The sequence below is a fragment of the Candidatus Saccharibacteria bacterium oral taxon 488 genome, from assembly GCA_005697215.1.
Taxonomy (GTDB): Bacteria; Patescibacteriota; Saccharimonadia; order Saccharimonadales; family Saccharimonadaceae; genus Nanosynbacter.
Map to the genome: position 1 here is coordinate 661,282 of CP040003.1, position 22,518 is coordinate 683,799.

25 protein-coding genes, 1 tRNA gene and 1 pseudogene are annotated in these 22,518 nt (G+C 43.8%); 10 read left to right on the forward strand and 17 right to left on the reverse strand.

What is annotated here, in order from left to right; genetic code table 11:
* Positions 1-30 precede the first annotated feature (30 nt).
* The 7 genes from FBF24_03475 to FBF24_03505 are packed head-to-tail and all read right to left on the reverse strand — an operon-like array spanning position 31 to position 7,935.
* Complete coding sequence (locus tag FBF24_03475; GenBank protein QCT40931.1) at positions 31-2,568, reverse strand: hypothetical protein; 2,538 nt, start codon at positions 2,566-2,568, stop codon at positions 31-33.
* Between the two features lie 14 nt (positions 2,569-2,582).
* A complete protein-coding gene (locus tag FBF24_03480) occupies positions 2,583-3,185 on the reverse strand; it encodes a CHAP domain-containing protein (protein ID QCT40932.1) in 603 nt (200 codons plus the stop codon).
* A complete protein-coding gene (locus tag FBF24_03485; GenBank protein QCT40933.1) occupies positions 3,182-4,975 on the reverse strand; it encodes a DUF87 domain-containing protein in 1,794 nt (597 codons plus the stop codon). Before FBF24_03485 ends, FBF24_03480 begins: the two co-directional genes overlap by 4 nt.
* Positions 4,953-5,594, reverse strand: a complete 642-nt coding sequence (locus FBF24_03490; protein QCT40934.1) for a hypothetical protein — start codon at positions 5,592-5,594, stop codon at positions 4,953-4,955. The genes FBF24_03485 and FBF24_03490 overlap by 23 nt, the downstream gene beginning before the upstream one ends.
* Positions 5,566-6,072 (reverse strand): PrgI family protein, encoded by a 507-nt coding sequence (locus FBF24_03495; GenBank protein ID QCT40935.1) that lies wholly within the window; start codon positions 6,070-6,072, stop codon positions 5,566-5,568. The genes FBF24_03490 and FBF24_03495 overlap by 29 nt, the downstream gene beginning before the upstream one ends.
* Positions 6,069-7,586, reverse strand: a complete 1,518-nt coding sequence (locus FBF24_03500) for a type IV secretion system protein (GenBank protein QCT40936.1) — start codon at positions 7,584-7,586, stop codon at positions 6,069-6,071. Before FBF24_03500 ends, FBF24_03495 begins: the two co-directional genes overlap by 4 nt.
* A 7-nt stretch (positions 7,587-7,593) precedes the next feature.
* Complete coding sequence (locus FBF24_03505) at positions 7,594-7,935, reverse strand: hypothetical protein (GenBank protein ID QCT40937.1); 342 nt, start codon at positions 7,933-7,935, stop codon at positions 7,594-7,596.
* Positions 7,936-8,193: 258 nt separating this feature from the next.
* Between FBF24_03505 and FBF24_03510 the strand changes: the two genes are divergently transcribed.
* On the forward strand, positions 8,194-8,502 hold the full coding sequence (locus tag FBF24_03510; protein ID QCT40938.1) for a hypothetical protein: 309 nt from the start codon (positions 8,194-8,196) through the stop codon (positions 8,500-8,502).
* Here the strand turns inward: FBF24_03510 and FBF24_03515 are convergent.
* Positions 8,497-8,883: a helix-turn-helix transcriptional regulator gene (locus tag FBF24_03515; protein ID QCT40939.1), complete on the reverse strand. Its 387-nt coding sequence runs from the start codon at positions 8,881-8,883 to the stop codon at positions 8,497-8,499. The genes FBF24_03510 and FBF24_03515 overlap by 6 nt on opposite strands.
* 240 nt (positions 8,884-9,123) lie before the next feature.
* Between FBF24_03515 and FBF24_03520 the strand changes: the two genes are divergently transcribed.
* A complete protein-coding gene (locus FBF24_03520; protein ID QCT40940.1) occupies positions 9,124-9,555 on the forward strand; it encodes an NUDIX domain-containing protein in 432 nt (143 codons plus the stop codon).
* Here the strand turns inward: FBF24_03520 and FBF24_03525 are convergent.
* The gene (locus FBF24_03525; protein QCT40941.1) at positions 9,536-10,492 is read right to left on the reverse strand and encodes a hypothetical protein; all 957 of its coding nucleotides are present in this window, start codon (positions 10,490-10,492) and stop codon (positions 9,536-9,538) included. The two genes, FBF24_03520 and FBF24_03525, sit on opposite strands and share 20 nt — an antisense overlap.
* Positions 10,489-11,079: an NUDIX domain-containing protein gene (locus FBF24_03530; GenBank protein QCT40942.1), complete on the reverse strand. Its 591-nt coding sequence runs from the start codon at positions 11,077-11,079 to the stop codon at positions 10,489-10,491. The genes FBF24_03525 and FBF24_03530 overlap by 4 nt, the downstream gene beginning before the upstream one ends.
* A gap of 48 nt (positions 11,080-11,127) precedes the next feature.
* On the opposite strand from FBF24_03530, the gene FBF24_03535 reads away from it, so the two are divergent.
* A complete protein-coding gene (locus FBF24_03535) occupies positions 11,128-11,778 on the forward strand; it encodes a hypothetical protein (protein ID QCT40943.1) in 651 nt (216 codons plus the stop codon).
* On the opposite strand, the gene FBF24_03540 is transcribed toward FBF24_03535, so the two are convergent.
* Genes FBF24_03540 through FBF24_03550 form a run of 3 tightly spaced genes read right to left on the reverse strand, consistent with a single transcriptional unit; the run spans position 11,773 to position 14,942 of the window.
* Positions 11,773-13,710: a glycosyltransferase gene (locus tag FBF24_03540; protein QCT40944.1), complete on the reverse strand. Its 1,938-nt coding sequence runs from the start codon at positions 13,708-13,710 to the stop codon at positions 11,773-11,775. The two genes, FBF24_03535 and FBF24_03540, sit on opposite strands and share 6 nt — an antisense overlap.
* Positions 13,664-14,221 carry a hypothetical protein gene (locus tag FBF24_03545; GenBank protein ID QCT40945.1) on the reverse strand — a complete coding sequence of 186 codons (558 nt, stop codon included), beginning with the start codon at positions 14,219-14,221 and terminating at the stop codon, positions 13,664-13,666. The genes FBF24_03540 and FBF24_03545 overlap by 47 nt, the downstream gene beginning before the upstream one ends.
* Entirely contained in the window at positions 14,208-14,942 is a 735-nt protein-coding gene (locus FBF24_03550) for an SDR family oxidoreductase (protein ID QCT40946.1), read from the reverse strand. The genes FBF24_03545 and FBF24_03550 overlap by 14 nt, the downstream gene beginning before the upstream one ends.
* A gap of 191 nt (positions 14,943-15,133) precedes the next feature.
* Here FBF24_03550 and FBF24_03555 point away from each other — a divergent pair, with 191 nt between their 5' ends.
* Both FBF24_03555 and FBF24_03560 read left to right on the forward strand, forming a co-directional pair.
* A complete protein-coding gene (locus FBF24_03555) occupies positions 15,134-16,318 on the forward strand; it encodes a hypothetical protein (protein ID QCT40947.1) in 1,185 nt (394 codons plus the stop codon).
* Entirely contained in the window at positions 16,315-17,166 is an 852-nt protein-coding gene (locus FBF24_03560; protein QCT40948.1) for a hypothetical protein, read from the forward strand. The genes FBF24_03555 and FBF24_03560 overlap by 4 nt, the downstream gene beginning before the upstream one ends.
* A 454-nt stretch (positions 17,167-17,620) precedes the next feature.
* On the opposite strand, the gene FBF24_03565 is transcribed toward FBF24_03560, so the two are convergent.
* Positions 17,621-18,427, reverse strand: a complete 807-nt coding sequence (locus tag FBF24_03565) for a hypothetical protein (GenBank protein QCT40949.1) — start codon at positions 18,425-18,427, stop codon at positions 17,621-17,623.
* Between the two features lie 276 nt (positions 18,428-18,703).
* On the opposite strand from FBF24_03565, the gene FBF24_03570 reads away from it, so the two are divergent.
* The 3 genes and pseudogenes from FBF24_03570 to FBF24_03580 all read left to right on the forward strand — a co-directional run bounded on the left by FBF24_03570 (position 18,704) and on the right by FBF24_03580 (position 19,453).
* A complete protein-coding gene (locus tag FBF24_03570; GenBank protein ID QCT40950.1) occupies positions 18,704-18,916 on the forward strand; it encodes a hypothetical protein in 213 nt (70 codons plus the stop codon).
* A gap of 29 nt (positions 18,917-18,945) precedes the next feature.
* On the forward strand, positions 18,946-19,128 hold the full coding sequence (locus tag FBF24_03575; protein QCT40951.1) for a hypothetical protein: 183 nt from the start codon (positions 18,946-18,948) through the stop codon (positions 19,126-19,128).
* Positions 19,106-19,453: pseudogene (locus FBF24_03580) on the forward strand (hypothetical protein). The gene FBF24_03575 and the pseudogene FBF24_03580 overlap by 23 nt, the downstream one beginning before the upstream one ends.
* Here the strand turns inward: FBF24_03580 and FBF24_03585 are convergent.
* From FBF24_03585 to FBF24_03595, 3 genes are all read right to left on the reverse strand, one after another.
* Positions 19,430-19,768: a hypothetical protein gene (locus FBF24_03585; GenBank protein QCT40952.1), complete on the reverse strand. Its 339-nt coding sequence runs from the start codon at positions 19,766-19,768 to the stop codon at positions 19,430-19,432. The pseudogene FBF24_03580 and the gene FBF24_03585 sit on opposite strands and share 24 nt — an antisense overlap.
* Positions 19,769-19,804: 36 nt before the next feature.
* The gene (locus FBF24_03590; GenBank protein ID QCT40953.1) at positions 19,805-20,245 is read right to left on the reverse strand and encodes a hypothetical protein; all 441 of its coding nucleotides are present in this window, start codon (positions 20,243-20,245) and stop codon (positions 19,805-19,807) included.
* 542 nt (positions 20,246-20,787) lie between these two features.
* Positions 20,788-20,862: transfer RNA gene (locus tag FBF24_03595), tRNA-Glu, on the reverse strand.
* A gap of 136 nt (positions 20,863-20,998) precedes the next feature.
* On the opposite strand from FBF24_03595, the gene FBF24_03600 reads away from it, so the two are divergent.
* The gene (locus FBF24_03600) at positions 20,999-22,231 is read left to right on the forward strand and encodes a DUF11 domain-containing protein (protein QCT40954.1); all 1,233 of its coding nucleotides are present in this window, start codon (positions 20,999-21,001) and stop codon (positions 22,229-22,231) included.
* A gap of 66 nt (positions 22,232-22,297) precedes the next feature.
* Positions 22,298-22,513, forward strand: coding sequence for a hypothetical protein (locus FBF24_03605; protein QCT40955.1), 216 nt, complete (start codon positions 22,298-22,300; stop codon positions 22,511-22,513).
* Positions 22,514-22,518 lie beyond the last annotated feature (5 nt).

Consider the following 22,518-nt stretch of genomic DNA (forward strand, 5'->3'; position numbering starts at 1 on the left):
AATATATACCGCTTGTGCCTAGCTAAAGCCTCAGATTTCATCTATCATCGGCTCCGTCTTAACCTGTGACTGCCTCCTTGTTCGCTTATCGGCTTTGGCGACTTTTCTTGATGCAGTTATGCCAACCTTTTTTCGTTCAAAAGTCTCTTCTCGCTTCTTAGCAAACTCCTTTCGTGAATGTTTAACAATTTCATCTCGTACCGTCTCATCACCTTCGCTTTCTGGCAGTAAAGTCTGCCCAGATAGCGGCTCTTGCGCATGCACTGCCGCCAGCCGAGCGTAATAATTGTACGCTGGCAGATTGCTGATTTCGCCCGGCTCAATGTACGGACTAAATATCGGTAGCAAACGCTGCTCGTCCTGAGGGTTGCCGGTTCGGAAGCAGACGATTGTGCCGACATTTGCCAAGATTATATTTACCGTTTGTCGGTCGCTTTGCTGCGAAGTGGATTGCTCAGCCATAATTATAAAGACACGATATTTGCGGCTCTCAGACAGCATTTGCACAAATGACGTCGTAGCGAAATTCTGAAACTCATCGACATACAAATAGAACGTCCGCCGCTCCGCCTGTTTGAGGCGGGCGCGGCGAAGACTTGCGAGCTGAAGCTTCGCAAGTACGGTAATTCCAAACAACTCAGACGTGTCTTCGCCGAGCAAACCTTTAGATAAATTACAAATCAGTATTTTCCCCGAGTTGATGATGTCGTCAAAATCAATCGTCGATTTTGGCTGCTCAAGAATTTGCCGGGCTGACGCCGAAAACAAAAACCGCCCAATTTTCGCCGTAATTCCTGCCGACATTTTTACTTTCTGCATGTCGCCAGCTTTACCAAACTCGTTTTTCCAGAAGTTTATCAAGTTTGCATCATCAAGATTTTTAACAACACTTCGGCGATATTTCGGGTCGTTTAGCAAATCGAACACAGTGAAAAGCGTGGATTCTTCTTGCGTGAGTGCGGTTTGAATTGTGTTGCGCAAAATGTATTCAATACGATGCCCACCCGAATCTTCGTCGCTAAAGATTTTTCGAAAAATTGACACAACCGACTCAGTGATAAGATCCTTTTCGCGCATCAATTCGCTGCCATCTAGCCCGAGCGTTAGCTCTAATAAATTCAAGCCAATCGGATAATCCAAGTCATCAGGATTGAAATAAATCACATCGCTGAGGCGCTCCGGCGGAACGTGCCTCAAAATCGTCTCCGCCATATCACCATGCGGATCAATTACAGCCACACCTTTACCTCTACAAATATCTTGCATGATTTGATATTGCAACATCGTAGTTTTGCCACTACCCGTGCCGCCGATGACGTATTGATGACGCTCGCGTTCAGCCTCCGTCAAACCAATCGGCGTCGTCGTATTGTGATGGTGATTTTCGCCAATAACCACATCAAACTTTTCCGATTGTTTGAGTGAAATCGGCGCTGGTAGGGTGCGACTTAGTGAAGTTATCAAATTATCGGTTTTGCTATGATAGCTTGAAGGAAAATGAAATAAACTGGCAAGCTCGCTTGAAGCGAGGATTATGGAGTTGTTTTTATGTAGCGATGGCAGGCGTTTTGTAGCTGCGCGAGTTAGCAAGTTGCTCAAAATCGGCAGACTATATTTCGCCCTGAGCGATTGATATGGCGGCGCACTAAAACCGTCCAGCGCGGATTTAAGCGCGGCGATATGCCTCTTCGGTTCTGGGCTATTTACCACGACGCGAAGGTTGATGCGAAATAGCGGACGGGTCACTTTTTGATGCATGGTTTCCATTAGCTCTAATTCAAAAGCGCTGAGCATGCGCGCCGGACGGTCGTCTCGCGGTAGTCTAACTTGTTGCCGTGAGGGTGTAGTTTTTGAATTGTAATAATTACGATGGCTAGTCGTTAGGCTGGTATGAACTTCGCTAACGAGGTCGGTTGCGCCAGAAGAAATTTTACCAAAGAAGCTAACTAGCTTGCCGAGAATTGATAGATTTTTACCGCTAACATATTGTAAAATATTTTCATTGCCGAGAATTTTATGCGACAAGATCTCTGCTTCGCGTAAGCGTGTCGGTGTTAATATAAGTTGCAGAATAATTTCCTCGTCATCGTTTAGTCTAGTCATCGCGCCAATTACATAGCTAAGCGGATCGCGCTGTTCCAGCGCCGAATTTGTAGCTAGTGGCAAAACATAATGCCCAGTTTCTCGAAATTCAACAACTTGGTAATTATCACCATTCTCCCGCTCAACCGCGCGAACTTTTGAGTCGGATATGTACGATGTAATAGCTTTTTGCATGTTCGCGATGTGACGCTGTTCGACTTGCACCAAATACCGCACACCGCTCTTTTTAGTTGACATAATTTCAAAACCCGTAACTGGTGCCCTACCAAGTAGTCTTTCTTTGAGTGAACGCGCCGCCCGATACCCATGAATCACCGAAAATAATTGCTCGGTTGCTTCGGGTGTTTTGGAGACCGTGGTGGGTGGCGTAATTTCTAGCCAAACCATTTCTCGCGTTCGTAAATATCGACGATTCAAAACAAAGCGAATCGCCAGCCATAAAATGACCGTGCTAATCGCAAGCACGATTATGCCTAAAACTATCGACCCAAGCCATAAGGCGGTGGCGAGGTAATCGGCTGTGGATTCCACGGCTGTGCTCCTGGTTTATTATGAATAAATTTATACGATTTGGCGACTTCTTTAGAAAAAGTGCGCTGCGACACTATATTCAAACCGCGTGCATTCATTTCAGAAATCTTCCAATCGCCGCTGGTTTGATTAACTTCTATCACATACGCAACATGACCATAAGGACCTTCATCGGTCTGGAAAACTGCGCCAGCCGCTGGCGTATCGTTGACGATGTAGCCGTCACGCTTGGCGTTGTCATCCCAGGTATTAGCGTTGCCCCAAGTGTTCGGGATCGGACTGTTTGCCCACCGGCGCATCGCATACGCCCACCAAGTGCAATTGCCCCAAGCGTAGGTATTCTCGGGCATCACACCGCCATTATAAAAACCACGCTCTTCCGCCGCTTTGGCGCTCGGCGCATTTGCCAAAAAACTCACTGCCGGCAAGCCAAGCGATGAAATAGCTAAAATCGGAAACATCAAAATAAGCAGTAAAGTAGCGATGACTATAGCCAGAATTTTCTTTATGCTGAAACCAAAATTCGTAAACAAAACTGTCACGCCATTCATGATGAATATAGCTCCGCGGGGTTGGTAGTGATGAGCGGGTGTTCTTTTTCAGCTGCCACAACTTTAACGGCGACGTGGTTTTGGTCGGCGATAAGCAAAGCATCGCCTCGTTCGCAAGTGAGCAGAAAACTTTGCTCATATTCACTGAGATTAAATTCGTTAACCACACCCTTGATAGTCGTTGTATCCTGGCGCATTAAAATCCGCAGTGCGCTTTGCGAAGCAATAGCGCGACCATACTCACTTTTGAGAAAGTCATTAGCTTGTTGCGATATAATTGACACGCCGAGGTAATATTTGCGCGCCCGCCGTACCAGCCCCGCCACAAACCGCGCCGACTCCTCGTGTTGCAATAAAATCCAGCCCTCATTGATAATCAGCAGCCGCTTTTCTGGCTTAGCCATGACTTGATTTTTCACAAAATTAGAGATAATTAACATCATAATTTGGCGCAGATTTTCTGGTAAATCTTTGATATCGAAAATAACCAAGCGGTTGTCTAATTTAACATTTGTTTGCGCATTGAATACATCCGCCAGCGAGCCGGAAATATATTTTTCTAACTTTTCACACAATTTTAGCTGACCCAACTTTCGAAGTTCCGCGTATAAATCTTCTAAAAGCGGCGGTTTGGTTTTTGACTTTTTGTAGATTTTCAAAACCGCTTTGTCAATGGCGGCTTTTTCGCGCGCCGTTAAACTTTCAGCCATCAAACCGATTACGTCCATTAGATCTTGTGCATGCTCAGATAAATCACTAATTTCGTGAACAGTCGTCGCTAGGTCAAAAGGGTTAATTTTCTGCTTACTCTTGGCTGATAATTTTATATACGTGCCTTTTACTGATTCGGCGAGGCGCTTGTATTCACGCTCTGGGTCGATGACGATGACACGCGTGCCTTGCATGAGTTGGCGTAAAATCTCGACTTTGGTGGTGTAACTTTTGCCAGCACCCGACTGCGCAAATGTGATTGAGTTAGCATTGTGTAAACTAAACCTGTCCAAAATAACCAGCGAGTTGTTTGATTTGTTGACACCATAAAGAATACCCGATTCCTGCACCAATTCTGATGACATAAACGGAAAAGTCAGAGCGGCGCTGGAACTATCAAGGTTGCGCTTTTGCGCCAATTGGTCTTCGCCGCGTGGCAAAATTGATTGCAGCGCCTCTAACTGCTGATAGCGCGCTACTTTTGAGTAAAACAACCGCGCCGACAGATTAGCTTCAAGCAACTTGGTGGTTTTATCAAGTTCTTCTTTGGTCTCAGAATGAATGCAAATATAGATCGCCATTTGGAATAATTTTTCCTGACCGCGCTGAATTTTATCGCGCAAATCAATCGCCGACTCAAGCGGGTCGGTAATTTCCGAGCCAACGATTCGTCCCTCGCGCATCATCGCCCGGCGTGTGGATTCAAGCTCGGTAATTTTACGATTTAGTTTTGGCAGTGCCGCTCGGGCGTCTACTTCATGCAGATGATAACTAATGTCGATGTCGTGATTAAAATGAATCAAGCTATCCATCCAGTCCGAACTCGCTACGAACGGATATCCAGAAATAAACAACGTGCGCATGTACACACCGTCGATGCAAAGATAATCAACGTTTTCTTCCAGCCCAGCGTAGGATAAAATATCCAGCGCATCTTGTTTGCCAAATGTGATATTGAGCTCTTTTTGCTGTTCCTCGCGCTGGCGGTCGCGGCGTCGTTTCGGAGCACTAATTGAGTCACTAATTCTTTTGATAAATACTGGTGTGCGCGGTTTTTTAATCATTAATTTTACTCCCATCTCGCATTAACGCGGTGTGAATTGTCTGCAAAGCGCGTTCAGTTAGCGGCTGAATTTTTGCTTGCGCTGGGCTGTAGAAACTGTAGAATAAATCAAGCACTTCGAGGCTATCTAGCTGATCAGCGCGCATGCCGAGCCGCGCCATACCTTTGGCGATAATATCAATGCGGAGTTTGAGCTGTTCGCGGATTAAATCAAAATCAGCTTTGTTGTCGGTCGGTCGAAAAGGAATAATGATATAAAAATGCCGTGTCAAAATCTTGTTGTCGGTGATGAGCGAACGAATAAATTCATCGTAATTTTTCAGTTGAGTTTTGTAAACGGGAATCGTCTCGCTCTGCAATCGGTAGTTCAAATCCTCTAAATATCCGTCCATATCAATTTCGCGCGTACGTACTAAAATTTGAATCGGCCAACCAATTGAATTGAGAAAACTTTCGTAGGTATCAATGATTGCGTCTTGCTCATCCTCGCTACGCAGCTCAAAATTCAGCGCCGAAACGGACAAGATTGCCCGATAATTATTCTGTGGCAATAACAAAATTCCGTCGCGCACACCCTTTAGCGCAATCTGCCGCCTGGCGCTAGATTTAGCGTTTGACTTTCGTAAACCGAACATGCAAACCCCCTCTCTTATCAGTTTCAAAACGAACATCAGCGGCTGGGTCGTCTATAATTTGGCGGGTTTTGATGGTTGATGCGTCATCCAATTTTTCTAGCTTTTGCGGCTTTTTGGTTGGTTGATTTGTGGCTTCTTCGTCTTCAGGTGGAGCACTTTTATATTCATCACGAAACGCAGTAGTGTTTTTATTGAACAGATAATATTTTGGTCGCAAATTGTAACGCAGTACCGTCACCAGCCAAAGCGCAATGATTTTACCCCTAACACGAACCGACAAAACTCCACAAATCATCAAACTTAACGTCATCAAAACGTATTTATAAAGCGCGCCGTTCATAACCGGCGGCAGCAGCGCGAAAACTCCCGCGCTAAAGAAAACAGGAATCATCAAGAGCACGATTTGTGAAAAACCGAGCTTGCCGATAATCCGATCTTCTACGGTAGTAACCTGCGCAGGAACGACTGTCGTTTTCATGATTTTTTACCTCGCTGTTTAGTCGATTTTATTTTCGATCCGGCACGGTAAGTTGTGCCGGTTTTGAGTGGTTTTGATTCAGGCATATTAACAACGGTTGGATTATTTTTGCTGCGCGGATTTACGGCGTAGGTGATTTCCGCGTCGCCTTTTTTGTTTAGATAACTCACTTTCATCGGCGACTTTGTTTGACGCGCCACCGTTTCGAGAGTCGAGTGAACCCGGGCTTTTTTGGCGGCGTGAGTGGTATTCTTCACGCGCTGGGTCGTTTTGTGCGCCACTTTCGAGCCAGTGCCTGTCATGTAGCCGACGCCGTTCATAAACTGACCACCCAGCTTCTTTAGATTGCGCGCACCCATACTAACGAAACTAAATTGTATCATCACGCCTTGAACTTTTAATAAAGTCAGAATAGTTGCTATGCCTGCTACCATCGCCATCAAGGTGTCGGGAAATGCATTGTTACTGCCGCTAGTCGCCATACCAGAAAACAGCGACGACGCTAATTGCAATATAACCACATGGACAAACAAAACGAAAATTGTTGATAAGAACGTCTTCATCGAAGTTTCGGCAAAATCACGAAACCCCGGCACTAACCACAACATACTTACCAGCGGTGACAGGACAGTGCCGATAAATAAAGTGATTAAACGCATAACATAATACACCAACAATATGACCGAGCAAATCAGAAAAGCCACCATGATCAGCAGCGCCGCCACGCCCTGACCAGACGTTTTTTCGACAACTTTGATGAGCGTACTCCAGACGGTCGATGCACCCGAAATTTGGTTGACTGCCGAGATGAGAACGTTGGATAAACTAATGATGCCATCAATCAAAAATATCGAGGTGTTCATCAGCAAAAATATCAGCGCTATGCGTGGCAGTAGGTGCTTGACTTCAACTTCGTCAAAACCAAAACTCGACGCGCTCATGACCTGAAATCCGACTAGCGCCACAACTAAAATTAACAGCACATCAGCGATGCCGACAATCGCTAGCCATAGATTAAACACGGCTTTATTGCTCGCCATCAACGGCGTCGATTTGGTGAAAAATTCTAGCGCGCTCAAAAATGGCGAGGCTATGGCGTTAATGATCGACGACAATAGCCCCGTCACAGCTTTGATGATCATCTCGATCAAGCCGTTGTTTTCTGATTTGGGCGTGACTGCCTGTAGGTTCGGTAGGTTTGCGTCATTTGGATTTTGCACCGCTTGATACGAACCATTAAGGATAGAAACTATTGTCACGGCAGCCAGTACGATGACCAGCCCGATCACCGCTTTCTTGGCGATACTTTTAGCGTGCTCCATGCGGTCTGGTTTGCCGCTGCTGGTTATGTAAATATAGCCAGCATGCGCCAAAAAGAAAGCGCAAGCCAGCGACGCAATGCCCGATAAGATTTTGGCTGTCGGCAAAACATAGTCGCGCACGGTTTTTATGGCGCCAGCCGCATCGGCAAAGAATACTAAATTGCTAGTGAAAATATCGACAAAGTCGAACATGGACGGGTTATCCTCCGAAGGCTTGTCGCGCTAAGGTCGTTACGATGTTCGCCAAAACAAACGCCGCAATGACAATCGCCAGACCAATTGCTGACCACGTGATAGTGCGCTTTGCTTTGTCGAGCTGCTCAGGATTTCCCGAGCTAGTGATATAAGTAAAACCGCCAGCAACAAAAAAGCCGGTCGCCACCAGACCGGCTAGCCCCGCCACTACTTGGATGACGCTTCGTATAAAATTCTCGACATTGCTGACGCCCGCCGGCGCAGCTAGGGCTACATTCGCCAGCACAAGTGGCGCTCCAACCGCGATAAATATTGCCGCCAAACAATATGTTTTTATTGACACCATAAACTCCCTTTCACCAGAGCGTAAACTTTGTGTTTACTTCTGTTATTTTTACGTTAGCAGGCATTAATTTACTTGGCAAGACGGCACTTAAAAGTCTGTTGCAGCCATGTTAGTGTGTTAGTTTCTGGTAAGTTCGCTAAATTTATAGAGGTATAGTTATGTTTTAGTTTGAGTCAAAAATTAAATTAACGAACTTACCAAAAAATGACATTTTATCGCTAACTTTACACTAATAAAAATTACAAGTAAACTAAAAACATGGGCAAACTAAAATCTGAAAAGGTTGTTATATCTTCGCCGCTATCGTTTAGCGGTTCAGCAAAACGCATTTGGAAAATTACGGACGTAGATAATCCAGCGATAAAGGCACTGCTTGGTTTGGTGGCTGTCGTGCTCATTCTGTTTGCTTGGGTTTTTGTGGCGTTTTGGTATGTGCTGATTTACGTTGTTTTTGGAATTTTGTTCATTCCGTATCGGCTACTGCGGCGAAGTAGTCGCAAGCAAAAGCAAACAAAATTGCGGCATCGTGAAGTGCTGGAGGCAATAGAGAAAAATCGTAACTTATAGCCGCCGCAACACGGTCGCGCGTTTCTTGTCGTAGGTCTTCTGGGATTTGTGCAGAGTTTCAGAATGAGAATCAAACCAAATAGTTATATCATCCGTTAGCTTTAATAATTCGAGACCGGTTTTTGTTAATTTATATTCAACTCGCGGCGGAATTGTCGGATAGAAAAAGCGCCGGACGATGTCGGCGCGTTCTAGCTGTTTGAGGTGCTCGGTGAGCACTTTTTGAGTCACTCCCGGAAGAGAACGGTGCAATGCAGAATAGCGCTTAGTCTCAACACCAAGCGAAAGAATAATTGCGATAGTCCATTTGCGAAACAGTAGGCTTGTCATGAAATCGCGCGAATCGGCGTACTGATTTTTGGATACAGTAGTTTTTGTCATGGTTACCTCCCATTGATGTAAATGTATATTTGGCGCAGAATGGCTGATATAAAATATCTCTGGAGATGCCCTCCAGAGATGTGTATTAATAATGACCTCTAGGTAAATATAGCAGATTTTTGGTCAAATGTCAAAATATTGCCCGGATAAACGCCTAAGTGTAAGTTATTAAAAGTACCTCGTGAAATTTATGCTGTGTTTAAGAAAATACTAACAATCCTATGCTATACTTAGATACACATGGCTTCAAAAAATATTATTCACCATTATAGTTCGGGAGGGGTTATCGTTAAAGATAATGAGGTTCTTATAATTGAATCACTACAGCCAGCCAAGGAATATTCTTTCCCTAAAGGCTCTATAGAACCCGGAGAACATAGCCGTGACACTGCAGTGCGAGAGATACTCGAGGAAACTGGATACCACGCAACGATCCTAGGATTTATTGATACCCTAATATATGAATTCTCAACAGGTGATGGCCACGTAGCAAAAGAGGTTTCATACTATGCTATGTCTATTAATAGTTCAGTACCTCGACAAGAACAACAGCTTCAGCCAGGAGAAAATATACGCCCCTTGTGGGTCAGCTTACCAAAAGCTTTTCAACTCCTCACCCACAAAAACACGAGACAACTTCTTGCCATGGCAATTAAAATGTATCATCACTGAAGCAACAGCTGTTTACAGACTCCTCTATGGTGTAGTGCGAGAAAAAGTAATTTGCTAGGATAAATATGGTACTTCTATCCTCTGGAGACATAGCAGCAACATTAAAAACAGTCAACAACCTCAGAGACATCATTACACACACCTCTCTATTAATTTTGCTAAGAATACTTTTGTCTATGCCTTTTATATAGTACTCCATATAATCACGAATTATTCTTTGACGCGATGTATTGAGTCTTATCCACGCCCTACCGTCAGTATAAGTGATTTCTTTAGATCTGTTTAGCGGATTAGGCTCAGGATTCGCCCATTTCGCATATAGGGGTCCAAAATGGTTTCCTCCACACATAATGTGATGGATAAATGTTGATATGTCAGTAGATAGCCTGTTCCATCCAGCCGCCTCAAAATCAACAAGATAGCCATTTTGAAATATATTCATATCATGAACATCCCCTTGAGAGGGTATAACGTATGTATTATTCATGTTCTTTTGCATATCTTTAACGTATTTCTTTACCATATAAAGCAGGTCGTTTCGTATATAGACGCTTAAGTCATTCACGCTTTTTAGCGACTCATCCGCACAAAATTCCTCGTATTGTTTCAAGAGCTGCGGCGATTCTATCATATGCAATCGATTAATATAAAAAATTTTTGTGCCTCCAGCTTCAACATGAGACCAAATACCCATTGTGTTTGCAAGGTTAGACAGATCTTTGAAAAACTCAGACATATCTATACCCGTGCCACTACGAAGAATGTGAAATAATGTTTGATTGCCGGTATCACATAAGTCACTATATTCTATATAGAGACCTTTCTTGTTTATCGATATTATGCTTGGTACTCTTTTGTAATATTGCCTAAAGAAGTCATATCCAGCAAGCTCTAGTTCTAGATGTTCTATGTCAGAAAAATTTTTAATGAAGGTCATTGTTTGCTAATAGCCTCTGCTATAGCGTCCCTAAAATGATATGGCCGTAAGTTTAGAGATGCCAAGTTCTCTACTGGAAGCCACATAGGATAATAAAATCCACGCTCAGAATTTCCGTTTCTGAAAGCCTCTGGGCTATCGTCACCAAGCGATAGTTCTATATTCTTATCGTTTACCACCGCTAAAAATACCCATACATCAGGCTCCATTTCTATAGCCTCTTCTTCGTACACGGTAAATTGATCTGCCTTAATAGAAAGCTCTTCATAAAGCTCACGGTTGACAGTATCTATAGCATTAAAATCTGCGCCCTCAACGCCCCCACCCGGCAGAACAGCATAACTGCACCCATCACGCTCTCTACCAATAATAGCAATATTTTTTCCATCATTGCTAAACAACAGAGCCCTACATCGTTTAGGCATATCGCCACCTTCGACATTTTGAGCTAACATATCAATACGATTAATGCTGTCGGGCAATGCACTAATAAGATTGCGGACAATACCAAGATTGTTGCACATATACTCCGACTTCTGATCTTTAAACTCCATAGGCATCTCCATGAAACTATTATATACGACCATTACTGTATTGCAAATGCTTGCTGCTACATGATAAAATCATCTCAACCTATGAAATTAACAGTTGAAACAAGGCAATCGGTTGCACCTCCTAGAAACAGCACAGAAAAACTTTTCATATGTTTAAGTGGCTCTAGTGAATCCGGCAAAAGTTCTTTTAGTAAAAGAATGCTACACGAGCATAGTGCAAATAGAATTAAATACTTAAAAGCTACACACTGTTATGGCACGTTAAATGGTGCTTCTGTTACAGATCCGTTCTATATGTTAAGTACAGCAGATGAGCATCAGCGTATGCAAAATGAAATAGGCACTTGGCAGACTATTGATCAGGTGGCAAGCGAGGGCAATCGTATATCGGTTATTGAGTCGCTCAAGCATCCAAACTTACTTCACAGTTTTGGAAAGGCCGCAATAGACGCGTGCATCTATGTCATATACATAGATGCCGACATCAACATAAGAGTAGATCGTGAGTCTAGCCGACTAAATGTTTCCGGGGAAAAGATGCTAGAATACATTATAGACAAAGACTCTAGTAAAGCTGCCTGTGGACTATACGATATAAGAGAACGAGCTGATCTAGTTATACAGAATAACGGAACCGAGACGGAATACTATGCATGGATTGATGAATTTGCTTCTCACGTACATAAACTATATAACAGCAAAATAGATAGCCCCGGCATAGAGTACTTATAGTGTTTCGACCAGGCGATGGAAACAGGCAAGAGCCTTCTTCGTATATTTTTCAACATCATGCCTGTTATTGAGTCTCGCACCTCTTGCTGACGCATATACATCTTGTAGTATTTTAGTGTTGTACTGTTGAACATGATCGGATATAAGTTCGTCATAACTTTGTATATACTCCCCGCTCTGCACTAGTACACGCATACGCAACAAGTAAACGCAGGTCTTAGTGACAATGCGTAGCGCTTTTACAGAAGAAGCTAGCGAATCACCTGCCCTAAAAAGTGTTTCGTGAACTATTCCTCTACACATTTCTTTATACTCATCAAGAGATAGGTATTGAAATTTATCATTTGCAAAAACCGGAAACTTGAATGAACCATCTTTGTATAGAACTCCCTTTTGGGTATGATCTACATTACCTTCATGAAATAATATAAGATTCGGGACTTCATGCTGCGATATGAGCGATGATTTAGACTGACTCAGAAGATATTGGGATGATATGTAATCTATACCAACTTTACATTTATAAATTGCTGTTAGATTTTGCTGAAATTTTCTAATCTTTGAAACTACCGCATCTGAAGCAGCTCCATTTTTACATATTACAACAATGTCAATATCACTCCATCCTGGTATGTAGTCGCCCTTTGCTACGCTACCAGATATGAATATTGCGTCAACCTCTTTTAATAACACCTTAGATCTATTCTTAAATACTTTTTCAAGTTCATCTTGCAGCTGCACAACCGTTGGTATTGGTGTTGCCTGTGTAAGCACACGGCTATACACCTCCATATGGCTAGATGCTTGTTTCTCCTGTGAAAAAATAGATTTTGTTTGAACTGCTTGGCTTTCTCTGTGCTGCTCGGTCGTAAAAGTAGAGCCAGAGATTATTTGCTGCAGCTCTTGTATAGTTGAAAACGGATACGCATACTGCTTCATAAGTTTAATTATTTCCTCTTGGCCTGGTGAAACACGAATTGCAGTTCTTACTCCACTCGCAAGTGCCTCAATGCAAGATATGCCAAAGCCTTCGTAAAGCGAGCTCATTACTACTACATCAGATCCTGCAATAATTGAAGGCATAATACTATTATCAAAGCTTCCATGTTCTACGATGTTAACTTTCGGATATAATTCACGAAATTCAAGAATATCATTTGATCCAGCATTAACACCCGTTATCAGAACACTTATGTCCGCTCTTTCAGCAGGATCAAGGCCATCAACCGCCCGCAAACAGAACCTGATATCCTTCCTAGGCCTATTGACAACAGGCATGGTGACTATCTTTTGGTCATCATCAATACGAAGCATTTTATGCAGCCTTTTTCTAGCTTTGCTAAAATCTTTATAGTAAAAGTAGTTTTCGTTTATAGATGTATATATTGTTTTTATGTTAGTATGGCTAACGCCATGTTTCAATAAATTATTGCGAAAACATACAGATGGAGCTATCCAAGTACTGTTAAGCCCTAGATCGTAGGCTAAACTAGCTAGTTCACCTTTACCATCTAGCTTTTCTGACATCCAGCCCGGCTCCGGTGTTCGGTGCTGTGTACATACGTAGGGGGTTTTAATTTGCTCACGAGTAAGACATGCAACGATAATAGGAATGGAGTGGAAAGCATGGATAATATCGGGTTTAATGGATGTAACTACAGCCTTGAAGTCGTCTATTAATTTTGCAGACAGAGAATTATTGTCGTATGCGTGTTGACAGCTCCTAAACCTATAAATACTCACTCTTTCGTTCAAGTGATCGACACTGTCTTCTGTGCCGCTTGTCATAACGGCTATACTCGTGTCAGGATAGTGTGCAGTCAGTGCATTTACGAGATTAAGCGCATATGTTCCGCCGCCTCCCTTAATAGGAGGATACTCCATGCTAAATATTAAAATCTTCATGACCAAGCCTCGGGTAAATATCATCAATGGAGATGCCTTTTTCTAAAGCTATAGTTTCTATATTGCTTAAATCGACTTCATCGTGCGGTGAGTGAATGCGATTTCTCACAAAAAATGGAGCTTGAAACCAGAACGAATGGGAGCTAAAGTCATCAGGCTTTGAAAACGGAAAATTTGAACGGATAGTATCTTCCGTATCACGACCTACTTTACCCTTAACTGACTCAAGATGTAAAAGGGCATCGCTAGTGTTTGCGAAACCTTGTGCATTTAGGCCTACCAGTAGGTTATCTCCTCTCATTGCTATAGCATTCATAGCAATGAGTATCTCACGCACTTCGGTTGGATCAACTTCGTGCTCGTGTTTATATATATGCAATACATCACTAATTGTTAAATTTATTATATGGCGTGATACTACCCTCAACCTCTCTGTTTGGTCCAGTCTATCAACTATAGCGTCAGCTATACCATCCTCAATGGCATCATTTTTAACTATAGCTAGTACATCATGCGAGGGCTTGTTAATTTCTGACATTAAAACCTCCATCGACTATTAGGTTTTGTCCCGTAATGTGCGACGAGCTATCGCTCGCAAGAAACATAATGGCTGATGCCACCTCCTCTGTAGTTGCTGGCTGTTGGAGTAAATTACTTTTAGTAGATGCTATAGTTAACTCGTCCCAGGACTTACTCATATCTGTTAACGTAAAGCTCGGAGAAACAGCATTAACACGAATAAAAGGACTGTAGTGCTTTGCCATAGTTTCTGTCACATTGAGCAGGGCAGCCTTTGAGGCAGAATATGCAGCTACTCTGTCAGACGCAGACCCGTGTACGCCCCGGATTGAGGCCACATTAACAACAGCACCTCCCGACCGGATGTTGTCACGTAATGCAGTAACTACATTGACAGCCCCTAGTACATTAACGGCGAAATGATCCATCCAGTTTTTAGTCGCGTAGTCGTTATAGGATTGAGGCATGACAATACCAGCACAATTTACAACGGACGACAAACATGGATACTTCTGTGTCAGTCTCTTCATTGCGAAATCAACAGCCACCTTATTTGACACATCAAAGTAGTAAATGTCACACTTAAGCATCTTCGCCAACACCAACCCCTTTTCACTTTCTTTTCTGCCGTGTAAGATGACTGTATATCCTACTTTGATTGCGGCCTCAGCAACGGCTCTACCAATACCTCTAGTTGAACCTGTGATAAAAATTACCCTATTGTTTACATTCGTTATCATCTACTATCATATAATACAATGTAGAAATCTCATCGTCAATAGGTTAGTAAGGCCACATTCACGCCACTAATGCGTAGGTAAGCTTCATACCACTCCAAGAGCATTCTATAGTCTCAAGGAAGATCAAGATACGAATACATGCGGGTCAGCGTATGTACGGAACGAACCCTAGATATGATATAGTAAAGAACATGAAAGTAACTATAATACCAATTAATAATCAATCGGAAGTAGATAGTTCATATTCAGCTATAAGCGACTCTTTAGTTGGCGAGTCTCTACTTTTTGCCTGCTGCACACACATGCCCGAAAAACCAGCCGTAATTTATAGTTACAATATTAGAGACAACTCTGTAGCTCGCTTTTCTGATACCAACCTAATACTGCCTGATAGCAGTCTTCACGGCAAAATTCACACTCCTATAGTAACGGATAAATACGGAGATCGCTTTTGTGCTACCCACTTTGCCTATCCGTACGGGTTGCCGCAACCGATTAACTACCCTGGAAGCAGGCTTATAAAGGTAAGTAAGTATGGAGACGCGGTTGACCTTGGGCTCATTAAACCCGGTAATGGAGTTATCTACACAGCTATTGATAATAAGCGAAGTGTCATCTACTTACTGACAATCCCCGATGCTAGCTTATTCAGGTATAATATATCAGACAACGAGCTCATACGCGTAGGCGATATTCCGAGCACTACATGCGTAAGTCGTAATTTCGCGATAGATCATGATGGCAGGGTCTTTGGATGTTATGAAGGAGGTGGGCTCTTCGTCTACGATCCAGAGAAAGAGAAGTTGAGTTTACATGATAATTTTCTGCCTACATCATCAACAAAACAATGGAACAGTTCTTCTCGAGGGGGTGTTAATAGGCTAGACAGATCTTTATGGAGAGGAATTTACTTCTGTCAATACCGTAAAAAATTTTTTGGAATATTAAGCTCAGAATCTAGAATATTTACTCTAGACCCATTAAGTCTGTCTATTACCCTAGGGGAGGATTTATCTTCTAATAACACTTCTCCTGATAGAAAATCTAATATTTTTCCTACTCTTTCGTTAGCACAAAGTAAAGATTATATGTTTTACGCTAGCTCAATAGGGTTATTCGACTATAACAGAACAGAGATGGCTAGTGGATTCTCGCAATTTATAATGATTAATAAAGACACCCTTAAAGCCGAAAGTATAGGAGAGATTAGGGGTGGTGCAAGGCGCGTATACGGAATTATGACAGCTACGACAATAAATGATAGCGAGTATGTGGCTATCGGAGCTGTAGAACGACTCACTAATGAGCCGTATAACCCTTTTAACGTTATTGATGGTCAACCTTTTATTTTAGGTGTTATACGAATAAGCATATGACACACTCAAAAGAAGAAAACAACTTTGACTTGCGTGCTGTAGCAGAGGTAGATAATTTTATTAACACCTATTTGTTAGAGCAGCACAATCTATTTCAGGGAAACAATGATGCTGAAAGAAAAATTAGACATACTGAATCATGCTGTAAGATTTTTGATATGTTATATCCCAAGTGCGAAGAAGCTTACTGTAAGCTTCTTAGGGTCTCCGTCAAAGCACATGACATCGGAAGATTTAAACAATTGGCAATGATAGGGTCGTATGATGACAAGATAATTCATCACAATGACTTAGGAGAGGATATTATAAACACAGCAATATTGGAAAAGTCTATAGCCAACACTCCAGAGGCTCGCCTTGTGCGAACTGTTATTAAGTATCATGGAACCGTTGAGTTTCTTGATCAATCTACTGCAGCTTCGTTGCCTCAAGAGGCTCTGGCTTGGGCGAAGATAGTAACCATTATTGACGATATAGAAAATGCATGCATAACAGCACCAACTAGACTAGAAGACGAAATAATGAGAGACACCAAACATCTTGTCAAAGCAGGACTTGACCAAACAAGGATTACAGGGAGCAATCTAGACAACTACCTGAATAAGCAGAAGATAGACAGAAAATTATGCGCTACCTACGCTGACTATATTTTATTTAATCTAAGCATCATCAGAAAGTTTCTATACACCAAAGAATATTCTACTATCACAAAGTCTCTCATAACAAACGAAGTTTGCCTACGGTACGTAGATATAATCGATCGTTTTATATGTGTACAACAGGCATCTGATGTAAAAGAGATCTTCTTGCAGGACTTAGGGTTTACTAAACTGCCCATACATCCGTAAGGTCAATATTTTCTCTGTCGAGTCAGTTGGCAAGAGATCATAGAGAATAATCGCTAACTTCGCCGTCCTGGGTATGACAAGAAACTACCCAGAACAAAGACAGCTTAGTTATTGAGCGTACACTCAATTTACCTCACCAGACAACGTCCATACTTACCCCGCTCACTTGACATACGCCTTATTGGCGCAGTCAAGATGAGCGGAGGTAAGAATGAACGCGCTTAGGCCGGAAGCTGGCAATATTAGTTGATGAATCGTTATCTTATTTCACAAAAAGACAAGTCAGCTGGCGCGTACTGCGCTAGCGCACAAAACGCGCCATCTGTCTGTCATTTGCGAAATAAGCCTCACCCTGCAAGCTACGCTATGGCTTTCGTGCGATCATTGCAACCTCGCCGGGGCGCGCTTGCAATCATCGCACGGCCGATTGACACATACGCATCCTTAAATTAATTTACAACTCACCTAATGAAAGAAGCTCACCAGACTCATCAATGTTCGACCAAATCGCGGCATCTTCACTCAGCAAATTCTCAGCCGTCGCTGTATATACCTCAATTTCATCATCCAAGTCAAACCGACTCCGCACGGCATGAGTAGCGCGCCGCAAGCGGTTTTCTGCGGCTGGATTTTCCAGTAAAAATAAGAACCTCGGTAGGTTGCTGTTCGTCGCGTCCCAGCCGCCATCATCGAAAAATTCCATATAATTTACCAGACGGCGATTGATGGCGCTAGGCGGCATGTCTTTAGGCACGACATCAAAGAAAAATCGCCGCAACCCATCGGCTGTTTTGAGCGACAAAAATGCGTCGGGCGGATTAGCCGGAAAATAGCTATAAAGCGCCATTTCGCGCCGCAAAAATACTTTTAGCGGTGGATATTGGTGCTGTAGTTTATTGGTGCACGAATACACATTAACTACATGATTAACGAATGATTGACCAACGACTTTGTCGCGGTAGCTCGCCTTGATGATGGCGTTGGTAACGCGTTCGCTGCCATAAATCAACTGCAGTTGCTTAAGTCCTTTTGGTGTCAAATAATACGCTGCCGGCACACCCCGCAATTTATAGCTTTTGTCATATCGTCTAGCCACAAAACCATGTTTCATCAGTACATTCAACTTTTCAAACAAATTTGAACCCGACTTAATACTCAGACTATCTGCCAACAATTGACGACTACCGAACCGATATTTGTATAGCGTTTCCAGGATGTCTATCTGTCCCTGCTTGAGCGCTAAACGTTTGTCTATTTTCATTATCAGCCTTTCACGATTCCTTTCTAGTATATTTATATAAAAAGAAGAGAAAAATAGCAATAGTTAACAGTAATTTTATAGATGACTTATAACGTATATCGACATTCGGTATATTTTATAGCATAAAGTAACTAAAAACTATTGAATATTTGTAGTACAAGTAGTACAATTTAAGTAGAGGTTTAATCATAAAGCTGGCTCGTTAATAACACGATAAAACTAGGCTTCAAACAGTAGCGCTTTTTGGTTATCGCCCTGTGTAGTATACTGGGATTAATGAGTCAAGGAAGAATTCAGCTACAAATCGACACGTCAAAAGAAGTGCGCAACCGAGCCAAAGCCGTTGCTTATAGCCAAGGCATGAGTCTGACAGAATTGGTGTTAAAAGCGCTGGCGACGGCTGGCGACAAGGAGCTGAAACAGCTGATTGAAAAGGATTTGCAGGAGCGTTCCGGGCGCGGTCGTCCGCAGCAGTCCAAGTCTAGTTGATGTTATAACGAGTCGCGACAGGAGGGATTATGGCGCGACCAAAAGGAAGTAAAAATAAACCAAAAGCCCCGCTGGTGAAGCAGTTTTCGTTCACGACCGAGCAGCGGATTAGGTTGGTGGCAAATTTAATCGTTGAGAAGATCATCGAAGACGGCGCATTTGCCAAAAAGCTCATCACAATATTGGAGGATGATAAAAATGTCTCCAAATAACCAGCCGAGAATTGGCTTGCTGGCGATACGGGTTTCTTCTGACAAGCAAGGTCTTGACGGCGACTCACCCGAAGCCCAGCGCGAGCAAGGCGAAGCTTACGCCAAGGCGCACAATATTATAATCACCGAGACGATTATTTTGCTTGAATCGGCGTCGCACGAAACGCAGCCGATGCAAAAAGTAATCGACGTTTGCAAGGACAAAAGCAAAGGTTTTCAAGTTGTGCTGATTAAGTCAATCGACCGTTTTACGCGCGGTGGCGGCGATTATTATTCGCCGTTGAAACGACAGTTGACGCGTCTAGGCATCGCCCTTGAGGATATGTATGGCGTGATTGGCAAGCAGCAAATAAACACGCTGGAGCACACTGGATTTAAGTATTATTGGAGCGAGTTTAACCCGACGCAAAAGTCGGAGTATTTGGAAGCGGAACGCGCTAAAGATGAGATGCGCGACATTATGAGTCGGATGATTGGTGCGGAGATTCGTTACACGCAGCTCGGTTATTGGATGCGCCGTCCGCACTATGGTTTTCGCAGTGTCAAGGTGGATACGAAAAATGGTCGGCGCACGATTTTGAAGCCTGATGAGAACGAGGCGAAATTCATCATCAAACTTTTTGAAATGCGCGCCGCTCATATTTATACCAATCAGCAAATTGCCGACGAGCTAAATTCAATGGGCTTTCGCTCGCGTGTTACGATTGTGCGCGACAAATACGACCGAACGAAAATTAAGCGGCAAATTGGCGGCAAACAAATGACCGCCAAAATGATCGACCAGTACGCCAGTAAACTGGTTTATTGTGGCATCATCAAAGAAAAATGGACGCACGACCAGCCAGTCAAAGCGCAGTTTGATGGGTTGGTTGGCGTCGAGCTTTTTAATGAAGCGAATCGCGGGCGGATTTTTGTGGAGATTGACAGTCGTGACATGATAACTATCAAACGCAGAGCTGTGCCTGAGCACCTGAAAAATAAACAAATTTACAATCCAGAATATCCGTATAAACAGGTCGTTGCTTGTCCGAAGTGCGGCAAAACTCTTTCTGGCAGCGCTTCGCGTGGCAAGATGGGCGCGTATTATCCGGCGTATCATTGCAGTCGTGATGGGCATTATTTCCGTGTGCCTAAGGCTGAATTTGACAAGACGCTTGACGATTTTGTGCGGACTATTACTGTAAAACCAGAGTATGTTGATGACATTATCGCTGCTATTGCCGAGCTGTGGCGCGAACGCCAAGCGAATCAGCTAGAAGCCGATCAGCAGCGCCTAGAGCACCGCCAGAGCCTGCAAAACCAAATTCGGGCGACCGTGGACAGAATGCGCGTTGTCACGAGCGAGACAGCGCTTGCGTACCTAGAGGAGGATATAGTTAATGCCGAAAATGAGTTAGAAAAACTAGACAAAGAAATCGCCAATCAGCCCAATCTGCAAGCCGAATTTGACCAAGTTTTGCAATATGCAAAATATATTTTGGAACACCTGCCAGAACTACTACTCGACCTCTGTAATCCACTGCGAAAAGCCGCCTTTTTCGGTGCTATATTCAACAAACTTCCAACCTACGAACAAATAAACTTTGGAACCCACAAAAACAGCTCGCCACCAGAGGTAAACGAGCTGTTTCAAATCCGAACGGAATACAAATCCCTTTATGGTGACCTCACGGAGAATCGAACTCCGATTGCCAGGATGAAAACCTGGTGTCCTGACCGTTAGACGATGAGGCCATCAAACAGGTCGTATTGTAGCAGATTGGCAATATTTTGTCTAGGAATTAGCTGCGGTTGCTGGCTGTGGCAAAAATTGACTTTTACAACATTTTGGTGTATTCTACATAGAGTTATGAGGATAAAGGAGGAAGCTATGCGAAACTTATCATCACTATTCCGCTCGCTATCGCTGCGTCACTACGCTGTTTTAGCGGTAGTCGCAGTTACAGCGGCAGTGCCAACTACATTATGGGCGCTAGATTCTGATCACTCCGCCAACACCAATACCCAAGCGCCGACGAACACAAAACCTACGCCAGTTTACAGCTGTAATGCGCTCAGTATTGATCAGTTTTCGGCTACTAGTTTCAAGTTCTCAGTCAAATATTCCGCTCATGGCGGCGCTACCTATAAGACAACAATTTACAAAGTCTACGACGCCAGCGGCAAAGAGGTATACCGAACTGGTAACGAGTTCAAGGGCTTCGCACCAGGTACATACACGGTCAAAGCCTTTATCGTCGTTGACGTAAACGGCAAAGAAGAGATGGTGACCAGCGATGCCTGCACCAAACAGGCCACAGTCCCCGGCGAAACCCCGGCTCCCCAACCAAAACCTGAGCCAAAGCCACAACCGAGGCCTGAACCGAAGCCAGATAAACCACCGAAAATCACTCTAGCGCTTGCCGTCAAGACTACCGTCAATGGTGCGCAACACAAGACAGTCGCCGTCAACGAGGCCTTCACTTACCAGGTAACTGTCACCAACACGGGGACGGTTACGCTGCGGGATACGTACGCCACCAATGCCGCACCACAAGGTGTAACCTATCTAAAGGCGTCTGGCGGCACAATTCAGAATAATACCTGGCAGACATTGATTAGTGAGCTCAAGCCAAATGAGTCAAAAACATTTACTATTGACGCAGTCGTTAAACAATACGTCGCGGGCACATTGACCAGCACAACCTGCCTCAAGAGCGAGCAGGCTTCGCTTGAGGGTCATAGCAATTGTAGCAGCGCCACTATAGAGGTGACTAAGCCGCAGGCCCCGGCTCCCCAACCGAAACCAGCGCCAACGCCACAGCCAAAGCAACCAAAGCCAGCACCGGCTGACCCAAAACAACCAAACCCAGCCCAACCAGCTCCCCAACCAAAACCTGAGCCAAAAACGCCAGACCAGTCGAAGCAGCCATCGACCAACGATAATCAGCAGTCACCTTCAGCCTCGGGCGGCACACAAACCACCAACCCACCTGCCGCACCGACGACCGTTGGCGAGCTGCCACGGACCGGTAACGCCACTGACACGCTCGTTGGTGGACTGGGTCTTGGCGCCCTGCTCACTGCTGGAGTCGCCTACCTCATCAGTCGACGTCATGTGTAAATCATAAATCTGGTTGACTTGGATACCCCTCGCACCCCGAGGGGCATTTCATGGTACAATAGTATTATGGCAAAACAGAAGAAAAAGCGCTCTAAGAAATACTCTGGCGTTGACGCCGCAACAACTCGGCCCAGTGTCACGCGCATCCAGGCGGTCAGCCGCTCGTCGGCCGGTCAATGGCTATATGAACGCAAAAAATTACTGCGTGGTGTCGGCATCGGCGTAGTAATAGTCATCATCGTTATTGTGATTATCACGGGTATTATTAGTCTGTTCCGATAATCAAT